The following is an 8,730-nucleotide window of genomic DNA, read 5'->3' on the forward strand; positions in this document are numbered from 1 at the left end:
CGGTCCCGTGGGCGCGGTGCACGCCCCGTGCCCACGGGACCGGACCCGGGCGCGCGACGATTACGGAGTGCCGCTCGATGTCCTATACACTGGCGGGGTGCCGCCGGGGTGAACGCCCCGGACGCGCACATCGCGGGGCTATGGCGCAGTTGGTAGCGCGCTTCCATGGCATGGAAGAGGTCTGGGGTTCGAATCCCCATAGCTCCACGCGGGGCCGTTCTTGAAATGGCCCGGAGCACGTTGACGAGATCCCGTCCGACCATTCCGATCGGACGGGATCTCGCCGTTTCTCCGGATGGCATGACCGTCGGCGGGCTCTTCCGAGCGGGTGCGGCGGCCGCGGAGAAGGGTGCCGCCGGTGTGCGGTCACTGCGAGCGCAGCACGGACCGGCCGAGAGACGCGCGTGACCTCGCAGCCGGTGGTGTGGTGCGCGGTCGGTCGAGCTCGGAATCAGCGGTCGGACGGTGGTGGCCTGCCGTGCGTGAGCGGCAGCGAGGAGGCGTTCTGGCCGGAGACGGGAGCGGCTGCGGCGTGCGGGAGGTCCGCCGGTCGGCGGTCTGCCGCCACGAGGCGAGGACGTGCAGGTCGGCGGTGCGGACCAGGGGCACACCAGCGACTCCACAGGACCCGGGGCAGACCAGGGCCTCCACGGAATTCGGATCGGTTCGGTGAGGGGGACGACATGAGCGCATGGACCGGGCCTGCCGATTTCCCACTCGAGGGCCCCATGTTGGCGGTGCTGCATGGTGAGCTGGAACCGCATCCCTGGCGGGACCCATCGGCAGCCGCCGATGCGTACGGACTCTTCTACGCTCGGTCGGAGGCGTTGGGATGGCTCACATCAGGCGATGACCGCGCCCCACAGGGCAGCTGGGGGATGAACGACGCGGGGCAGCCCGAGGACCCGAGTGCGTGGCTGCCACAGATCGCGTGGTTTCAGGTTCAGGTCACCCATCCGCTGCACCCGGAGCGCCCGCTGCCGACTCAGGCGTTCCTGAACTGCATCGATGATGTGATGGCCCGCATGGGGACACTGAACCTCGAGGCCGTGCAACTGCTGATGCCCCTGCCGAATCTGGGCGACCCGGCCCGGCACTCTTCCATCGAAGCCATTGGAGTGCTTCTGCAGGCCGCTCGCTGGCTGACCGATGGTCCCCCGAGCAGAAGCGCGCACGTCTGGGTGACCCTCGACAGCGGACAGGATCCAGCCATCATCACCGCAGCGCCCCACATACGGGAGTACATGCAGGAATTACGGCAGAACGCCTTCCTGATGAGTTCCGCCGCCGGAGTAGGAGGAGTAGGACAGGACGCGCCGGTCCTGGAGCCCGCCGTCAGGGACGACGCGTGGCCTGGGCCTTCCAAGCATCGGGCCGCCTTTCACGGCACCCTGGCGGAGTGGTCACTGGACGCCGTGGGATGGCTGGCCGGCTTCCTCTCCGAAGTCGCAGCCCGCCAGGGTGTGCGCACGCCCCTGTTGTTCACCGCCATCAAGGCCTGATACCCGAAGGTGCGGCTCGCTCCGGTGGATCAGCTGATCCGGCAGTCCGCCGGCCCGGCGACCGCGGCGCCGCCTCCTCACGGCGCGACCGGTGCGCCGAGGCCGGCGCCGTGGTGTCCGGGCAGCCAGTCGCGGACGGGGTCGTACTCCAGCCAGCGGTTGCGCTCCGCCTCCGCCACGAAGGTGCTCATCAGGGCGTCCAGCAGCGGATGACCGCCGTTGCGGCGCCAGAGCAGCGACCAGGCGTACAGGGGCGTGGGATCCGTCAGCGGGACCGAGCGGATCGCCGGGGCGGGCGGGAGCGGCACGTCCGCGGGCAGCAGGCTGAAGCGGCGCGTGTCGGCAGCCAGGTCGGCCAGGAAGCGGTCCAGGCCCAGGTTCGCGCCCTCGGCGCGGTCGCGGATGCCGAAGGACTCGGCGAAGCTGTGCAGGAAGTCCAGCCGGTGGAGCGCCCCCGGGCTCCACAGCACGCCGTCGCGCAGCTGCGCCGGCCGGACCGCCGGCGCGTGCGCCAGCGGGTGGTCCACGCTGAAGACCACGTCCACCGGCTCCAGTCGCACCAGGCGGTGTGTCAGCCCGGCGGGCAGCGGGGCGTGGACGCGGCCGAAGGCGGCGTCCACGTCACCGTGCAGCAGCGCGGTGATCACCGTCGGCAGGTCACGGCCGTGCCCCGGTTCCAGTCGCGGCTCCAGGGCCGCGACCCGCGCCAGCGTGCGCATGGGCGCGTACAGGTGGCCCCACACGTCGATCCGCAACCGGCGGTGCGCGTCCAGCGCGGCCGCCACGGCCAGGTCCGCCGCGGCCAGCGCCTGCCGGGCGGGCTCCAGGAAACGCCGCCCGGCCTCGGTGAGCCGCACCCCCTGGCCGCCGCGGTCGAGCAGACGCCGGCCGAGCACGGACTCCAGCCGGGCGATCCGCTTGGAGAGCGCCTGCTGGGAGATCGACAGCTCCTCGGCCGCGTGGCCGAAGTGCAGTCCTTCGGCGGCCCGTACGAATGCGCGCACCTGTGCCAGGTCGAGGTCCACGCCGATCACCTTAGGCGACAACCGGTGGTTGTCGGCCTCTCGCCTCCGTTGTTGGATCATGCGTCCCGCATTCCGGTTCCATGGCCGCATGCGTAGATTGATTCCCACAGGAGACGCGGCGCGACCGGTGGAGTTCGCCCAGGACGCTCAGCCCGTTCCCGCCCCGGACGAGGCGCTGGTCAAGGTCGAGGCGTTCTCGCCGAACCGCGGGGAGACCTTCCTGCTCGAGGCGCCGGCCCCCGGCCTGCTGCCCGGCAAGGACGTCGCCGGCCTGGTCGTGCAGGCCGCGGCCGACGGCTCGGGCCCACCGGCCGGCACGCGGGTGGTGGGCCATCCCCCGACGGGCGGCTGGGCCGAGTACGCGGCCGTGCCGACCCACTCCATCGCCGTCCTGCCCGACGAGATCGACTCCGTCCGGGCGGCCGCCCTGCCGCTGGCCGGGATCACCGCCCTCCGGCTGCTCCGTACGGCCGGAGCCGTGACGGGCAGGCGGGTGCTGCTGACCGGCGCCTCGGGCGGAGTGGGGCACTACCTCACCGAGCTGGCCGCCGCGGCGGGGGCGGAGGTGACCGCGGTGACCGCCACCCCGGAGCGCGGTGCCCGCCTGCGCGAGCTGGGCGCCGCGGCGATCGTGCACGACGTGGCCGACGCCGCCGGGCCGTTCGACGTGGTGCTGGAGTCCACCGGGGGCGGCGCCCTCACGGCCGCGCTGGCCAGGCTGCTCCCGGGCGGCACGCTGGTCTGGTTCGGACAGGCCGGCCGCACCCCGGCCACCGTGGACTTCTTCGACCTGCTCGCCGGTCCGGAGAACGCCGTGATCCGGCACTTCCACTACGCCGGCGCTCCGTACGGCCCCGACCTGGCCGCGCTGCTCCGCCTGGTGGCCGGCGGGCGGCTGCACCCGGAGATCGGCCGCACCGCCGACTGGAGTCGGACCGCCGAGGTCCTGGTCGATCTGAGAGAGCGCCGTGTCCGAGGCAACGCCGTACTGACGATCGGAGAGCCGAGATGAACCTGGCGGACTTCGTGGAGATCAACCTGTCGCGCGCGACCGGAGCCGGGCTGGACCCGCACGAGTACCTGCGCGTCACCGGTGAGCTCTCCGAGCTGGACCGGTGGGGCGAGGCGTTCATGCGCGCCGCGCGCGGGCACCTGGAGCGCGCCGCGCAGGCGGACACGGCGATCTCGGCGGGCGAGCACTTCCGGACGGCGGCGCGCTGGTTCCACTTCGCCACCCTGGGGCCGAACCACGAGCGGGCGCTCGCGGCCGCCGAGGCCGACACCGCCATGGGCCGTGCGCTGGACCTGCTCGATCCGGAGGCGCGCCGGATCGAGGGCCCGGGATTCGCCGGCTGGCTGCGCGGTCCGGCCGGCGCCGCGGCCACCGCGATCGTGGTCCCCGGGCTGGACTCCGGCAAGGAGGAGTTCCACGACGTGACCGACGCCCTGCTGCGCCGGGGCCTGGCCGTGTTCACCATGGACGGGCCGGGGCAGGGCGCGCTCGCGGCCACCACCACGGTCCGCGCCGACTACCACCGTGTGATCGGCCGGGTCGTCGACGCGCTCGGCGCCGGGAGCGTAGGACTCGTCGGGCTCAGCCTCGGCGGCTACTACGTCGCGGAGAGCGCCGCCCGGGAGCCCCGCGTGGCGGCCGCCGCCACCGTCAGCGGTCCCTTCCGGCTGATCTGGGACGACCTGCCGCCCTTCCTGCGGGACGTCGTCGTCCAGCGCGCCGGCGGGGAGGACGCGGCCCGCCGCTTCACCGGTCAGGTGGACCTGTCCGACCTCGCCCCGCGGATCGCCTGCCCGCTGCTGGTGGTGGACGGCGGCCAGGACACCGTCCCCGGCATGGTCAACGGTGAGCAGCTGGCCCGCCTGGCCCCGCACGGGCGGTACCTGTGCGTCCCGCACGGCGACCACCTGCTCGGCAACGCCCGCCCGGACTGGCTGGCGACGGCCGCCGACTGGCTTTCCGGCGCACTCACATGACAGGTCCCACCGGCGGGGACCGCATCGGTCACCGGCGCCGCGGGGCCGTCGCCGCGGCGGCCGGGCCGTACCCGCGCCCGCCCGGAACCCTGCCGGTCAGGAGGGCGCGGACGCGCCACCCGGGGGGTGACCGCCGGGGCCGCTGACGTGGCCGCCGCCGTCGTCGTGCGGCTGGACTCTCCTACCGTGGGAGGCCCCACGCTGTTCCCGGTGGCTGATCACGGAGGCGCCGGGCGGGGGACGGGGGACCGTTCGCCGCCCGGCGTGAGGAGGGCGGCACATGACCATCGTGAAGGGCGTCGAGGCCCGCGGCACGCACCACTGCGAGACGACGGCGCTGGGGGTGCTGCTGCGGCATGAGGGACTCGATCTGTCCGAGCCCATGCTGTTCGGGCTGGGCTCGGGCCTGTCATTCGTCTACTGGGACGGCAAGGGCATGGCGTTCCCCTTCCTCGGGGGCCGCGTCAGGCCTTTCGAGCTCACCAGGAACCTGGCCGCCAGGCTGGGGCTGACGCTGACGGTCGAGGAGACCACCTCGGCGCGCAGGGCGTGGGAGAACGCGGCCGCCCCCGTCGACGCCGGCCGGCCGGTCGGCCTGCAGCTCGACAGCTACCACCTGGACTACTTCCGGTCCAAGGTGCACTTCGGCGGCCATGTCGTGGCCATGTACGGCTACGACGAGCACGACGTCCACCTGGTGGACACCGGACCGCAGGGAGGCGCGGTGCGCACCAGCCGGGCCCGTCTGGCCCTGGCGCGGGCCGAACGCGGCCCGATGACCGCCAGGAACCGGTCCTTCACCATCACCGCGCCGGCTCACCCGATCCCCTGGCAGGACCGGATCATCCCCGCCGTCAGGGACTGCGCCGAGGCCTTCCTGTCCGCTCCCATCGCGAACCTGGGCCACCGCGGCATCGAGAAGGCGGGCGAGAAGGTGCCCGGCTGGCTGCTGCGCGCGGGCGACCCGCGGCGGGATCTGCCGCAGGCCGCCCTCCTCATGGAGGAGGGCGGCACCGGCGGCGCCCTGTTCCGCGTCCTCTACCGGGACTTCCTCGAAGAGTGCGCCCGGCTGGTCGGCGACGGCCGCCTGCGCACCGGTCACCGGCTGTACGCCGAGGCCGCCGTCCTGTGGACGGAGGTGTCCGCTCTGATCGCGGAAGCCGGGGAGAGCGGTGACGCGGGGTGCCTGGAGCGGGCCGGCGCCGTCCTCCGCGAGCTCGCGCACGTCGAGAAGGACGCCATGCAGGTGCTGAGCCGGTTGTAGCGCCAGGGGGACCGGCCGTCGTGGTCTCCGGCGGCCCACGCCATCTCCTGCCGGAGACGGCGGGTGAGGAGTTCGCGGCGGTCATCGGGTCTCGGGCGGCAGGGTGGACGCCCGGTCGCGAGCCCGGCCAGGTCCTCCGCCGCCCCCTGGGCGGCCCATGCCGCCGCCGCGGTGGCGAACGCGCCGAAGGCGGTGGCGACGACGAGCGCCGGCTCCCCGCCCTCGTCGTGGACGCAGTGCAGGAGCCGGGCGATGACCGCGGTGGGGAGCCCCGCGGCGAGCAGGACGCGGATGCGGCCCACCGCCACGACGTCCGCCTCGGCGTACTCCCGGTATCCGTTGCCGAACCGTACCGGTCTGAGCAGGCCCTGCTCCTCGTAGTAGCGCAGCAGCCGCCTGCTCACCCCGGTCCTCTGGGCGAGGTCCCCGATCCGCACGTGGCTCCTTCCGGCTTGACCCTCACATGGATGTGACGCCTTAGCTTCCCCGGTGTCACCGATCAAGGGAAGCGAAGGAGACAACGATGCCTGGAGCGGTGGTCATCGGGGCGGGACCGGGGATCGGGCGGGCGGTGGCCCGCCGGTTCGCCCGGGAAGGGCTGCCGATCGGCCTGATCGCGCGGAGTGACCGGTCGCTGCGGCTCACGGCGGAGGCCGTCGCCCCCAGCGGTGTACCGGTGGTCACCGCACCGGCCGACAGCACCGACGAGGAGGCGCTGCGCGGGGCTCTCGACACGGTCGCCCGCCGGCTCGGCGAGCCGGACGTCGTCGTCTACAACGCGGCGGTCATCCGGGCCGACGCCCTGGGAGAGCTGCCGGCGCGCGGCCACCTGGACGCCTGGGCGGTCAACGTGGTCGGCGCCCTCACCGCCGCCGCCCACGTCGTCCCCGGGATGGCGGCCCGCGGCGGCGGGACGTTCCTCGTCACCGGCGGCATGCCCGAGCCGAAGCCCGGCTACCTGAGCCTCTCCCTGGGCAAGGCGGGGGTCCGCACCCTGGTCGCGCTCCTCGACGCGGAGTACGGGCCCTCCGGAGTGCACGTGGCGAGCGTCACCGTGGCCGGTCCGGTCGCCCCGGGGACGGACTTCGACCCCGACGACATCGCCGAGCACTACTGGCGGCTGCACACGCAGCAGCGGCCCGGGTGGGAGCGGGAGGTCCTCCACGCGGGGGCCGCGGGCGCGGCCTGAGCGGAGCCGGTGGGTCAGGCGCGGGCGGCCTCGGCCGCCTCGCCGGTCGGGTCGCCCGCGTCGGCCGTGTCGCCGTCCAGGACCTTCGGCACGCCCCGCAGGGCGAAGAGCGCGGTCACCGCGAGGACGATGAGGATGCCCGCCCCGGTGAGCACCGTCGTCTGCAGGCCGTCGACGAACGCCCGGCGGGCCGCCGCGGTGACGGCCCCGGCGAGCTCCCCCGGCAGCGCGGCGGCGGCGGTGAGCGCGCCGCCCAGGGTGTCGCGGGCCTGCTCCGCGGCCGCGGACGGCAGCCCGGCGGGCAGGTCGAGCCCGGCGCGGTAGGCGGTGTTCAGCACGGTGCCCAGGACGGCGATGCCCAGGGCGCCGCCCATCTCGCCCGCCGTCTCGGAGATCGCCGCGGCGGCCCCGGCGCGCTCCCTGGGCGCGGCGGCGATGATGGTGTCGTTGACGACGGCGAAGGTGAGCCCGATGCCCGCGCTTGCGACGATCATGGCCGCGAGCAGGTACGGGTAGGTCACCTCGAGGCCCATCCGGCTGTAGAGCGCGAAGCCCGCCGCGGCCAGGCACAGGCCCGCCGCCACGGTCCCGCCGCGGCCCAGCCGGGTGACCAGCGCGCCCGCCGCCGAGCCGCCGATGGCTGCGCCCAGACCGCCCGGCAGGCCCGCCAGGCCCGCGACCAGCGGCGACCAGCCCAGCACGAGCTGGAAGTACTGCGCGAAGATCAGCGACATGGTGATCATGGCGAACATCGCGACGAGCGCGGAGCCGACCGAGGCGGAGAACGCCCGGTTCCGGAAGAGCCGCACGTCGATGAGGGGCTCGGCCAGCCGCGTCTGCCGGTGGACGAACACGGCCAGCGCGGCGACACCGGCCAGCGCGGCGACGATCACCGGGACCTGGCCGGCGCCCCCGTGCGCGGCCTCCTTCATCGCGTAGATGACCGCGATCACGCCGACGACGGAGAGCGGCACGCTGGGCAGGTCGAGCCTGCCGGGCGCGGGGTTGCGCGACTCGGGCAGCACGGCCGTGCCCACGCCGATGATCACCGCGACCACCGGGACGTTGATCAGGAAGACCGAGCCCCAGAAGAACTCGTTCAGCAGCGCGCCGCCCACGAGCGGCCCCAGGGCGAAGCCCGCCGCGCCGATGCTGCTCCAGATGCCCACCGCCGTGGTCCGCTCCACCGGGTCGGTGAAGACGTTGCGGATCAGCGAGAGCGTCGACGGCATGATGGTGGCGCCCGCCACGCCGAGCAGCGCCCGGGCGGCGATGAGCAGCTCCGGGCTGGGCGCGTAGGCGGTCAGCAGGGAGGCAGCGCCGAACGCGGCCGAGCCGATCAGCAGCAGCCGTCTGCGCCCGATCCGGTCGCCCACGTTGCCCATGGTCACCAGCAGCCCGGCCAGCGCGAAGCCGTAGACGTCGGCGATCCACAGCTGCTGCGGTCCCGACGGGTCCAGGTCCTCGACCAGCTTGGGCACGGCCAGGTGGAGCACGGTCAGGTCGACGGAGAGCATCAGCATGGCCAGGCACGCGATCACCAGCGTGCCCCATTTGCGGGAGTCGTTTCTCATGCCCGTCAGCGTCGCCGCCGGCGCTGACGGACCGCCTACCGGACGCTGACGGCCGTCCGCCGCCCCGGTCACCGGGCGCTGACGGTCTCCTGGGCTCCCGTCCGCCGTGCGCCGGCGGGCCCTCCCGCCTGACGGGCGCGGGTGACCTCCCGGCGCCCTCACCCGCCGGGCGCCGGGAGGTCACCCG

The 8,730-nt window shown here is 74.2% G+C and carries 7 protein-coding genes, 1 tRNA gene and 1 pseudogene; 6 read left to right on the forward strand and 3 right to left on the reverse strand.

Annotated features, from left to right (window positions below):
* Positions 1–134 precede the first annotated feature (134 nt).
* Positions 135–207 (forward strand) — tRNA-Ala (locus tag ACFOWE_RS22360).
* Between the two features lie 476 nt (positions 208–683).
* On the forward strand, positions 684–1,502 hold the full coding sequence (locus ACFOWE_RS22365) for a hypothetical protein (RefSeq protein ID WP_377290889.1): 819 nt from the start codon (positions 684–686) through the stop codon (positions 1,500–1,502).
* A gap of 77 nt (positions 1,503–1,579) precedes the next feature.
* Here ACFOWE_RS22365 and ACFOWE_RS22370 read toward each other — a convergent pair whose 3' ends face one another.
* Positions 1,580–2,527: a LysR family transcriptional regulator gene (locus tag ACFOWE_RS22370; RefSeq protein WP_377290891.1), complete on the reverse strand. Its 948-nt coding sequence runs from the start codon at positions 2,525–2,527 to the stop codon at positions 1,580–1,582.
* 88 nt (positions 2,528–2,615) lie between these two features.
* On the opposite strand from ACFOWE_RS22370, the gene ACFOWE_RS22375 reads away from it, so the two are divergent.
* From ACFOWE_RS22375 to ACFOWE_RS22385, 3 genes are all read left to right on the forward strand, one after another.
* Positions 2,616–3,539 (forward strand): zinc-binding dehydrogenase, encoded by a 924-nt coding sequence (locus ACFOWE_RS22375; protein ID WP_377290893.1) that lies wholly within the window; start codon positions 2,616–2,618, stop codon positions 3,537–3,539.
* Positions 3,536–4,516: an alpha/beta hydrolase gene (locus ACFOWE_RS22380; protein WP_377290895.1), complete on the forward strand. Its 981-nt coding sequence runs from the start codon at positions 3,536–3,538 to the stop codon at positions 4,514–4,516. The genes ACFOWE_RS22375 and ACFOWE_RS22380 overlap by 4 nt, the downstream gene beginning before the upstream one ends.
* Positions 4,517–4,796: 280 nt before the next feature.
* Complete coding sequence (locus ACFOWE_RS22385) at positions 4,797–5,780, forward strand: BtrH N-terminal domain-containing protein (protein ID WP_377290897.1); 984 nt, start codon at positions 4,797–4,799, stop codon at positions 5,778–5,780.
* A gap of 251 nt (positions 5,781–6,031) precedes the next feature.
* Here the strand turns inward: ACFOWE_RS22385 and ACFOWE_RS22390 are convergent.
* Positions 6,032–6,217: pseudogene (locus ACFOWE_RS22390) on the reverse strand (MerR family transcriptional regulator); the annotation flags it as partial.
* Between the two features lie 86 nt (positions 6,218–6,303).
* Here ACFOWE_RS22390 and ACFOWE_RS22395 point away from each other — a divergent pair.
* On the forward strand, positions 6,304–6,969 hold the full coding sequence (locus ACFOWE_RS22395) for an SDR family NAD(P)-dependent oxidoreductase (protein WP_377290899.1): 666 nt from the start codon (positions 6,304–6,306) through the stop codon (positions 6,967–6,969).
* A 14-nt stretch (positions 6,970–6,983) separates the two neighbouring features.
* Here the strand turns inward: ACFOWE_RS22395 and ACFOWE_RS22400 are convergent, their stop codons facing one another.
* On the reverse strand, positions 6,984–8,543 hold the full coding sequence (locus ACFOWE_RS22400; RefSeq protein WP_377290901.1) for an MFS transporter: 1,560 nt from the start codon (positions 8,541–8,543) through the stop codon (positions 6,984–6,986).
* Between the last annotated feature and the right edge of the window lie 187 nt (positions 8,544–8,730).

Origin of the sequence: Planomonospora corallina (assembly GCF_042650625.1) — a bacterium.
GTDB lineage: Bacteria > Actinomycetota > Actinomycetes > Streptosporangiales > Streptosporangiaceae > Planomonospora_B > Planomonospora_B corallina.

Excerpts from the sequence above, each read along its gene's own strand:
- ACFOWE_RS22365 (WP_377290889.1), top strand. The coding sequence starts at position 684 with ATGAGCGCATGGACCGGGCCTGCCGATTTCCCACTCGAGGGCCCCATG.
- ACFOWE_RS22375 (WP_377290893.1), top strand. The coding sequence starts at position 2,616 with ATGCGTAGATTGATTCCCACAGGAGACGCGGCGCGACCGGTGGAGTTC.
- ACFOWE_RS22380 (WP_377290895.1), top strand. The coding sequence starts at position 3,536 with ATGAACCTGGCGGACTTCGTGGAGATCAACCTGTCGCGCGCGACCGGA.
- ACFOWE_RS22385 (WP_377290897.1), top strand. The coding sequence starts at position 4,797 with ATGACCATCGTGAAGGGCGTCGAGGCCCGCGGCACGCACCACTGCGAG.
- ACFOWE_RS22395 (WP_377290899.1), top strand. The coding sequence starts at position 6,304 with ATGCCTGGAGCGGTGGTCATCGGGGCGGGACCGGGGATCGGGCGGGCG.
- ACFOWE_RS22400 (WP_377290901.1), bottom strand. The coding sequence starts at position 8,543 with ATGAGAAACGACTCCCGCAAATGGGGCACGCTGGTGATCGCGTGCCTG.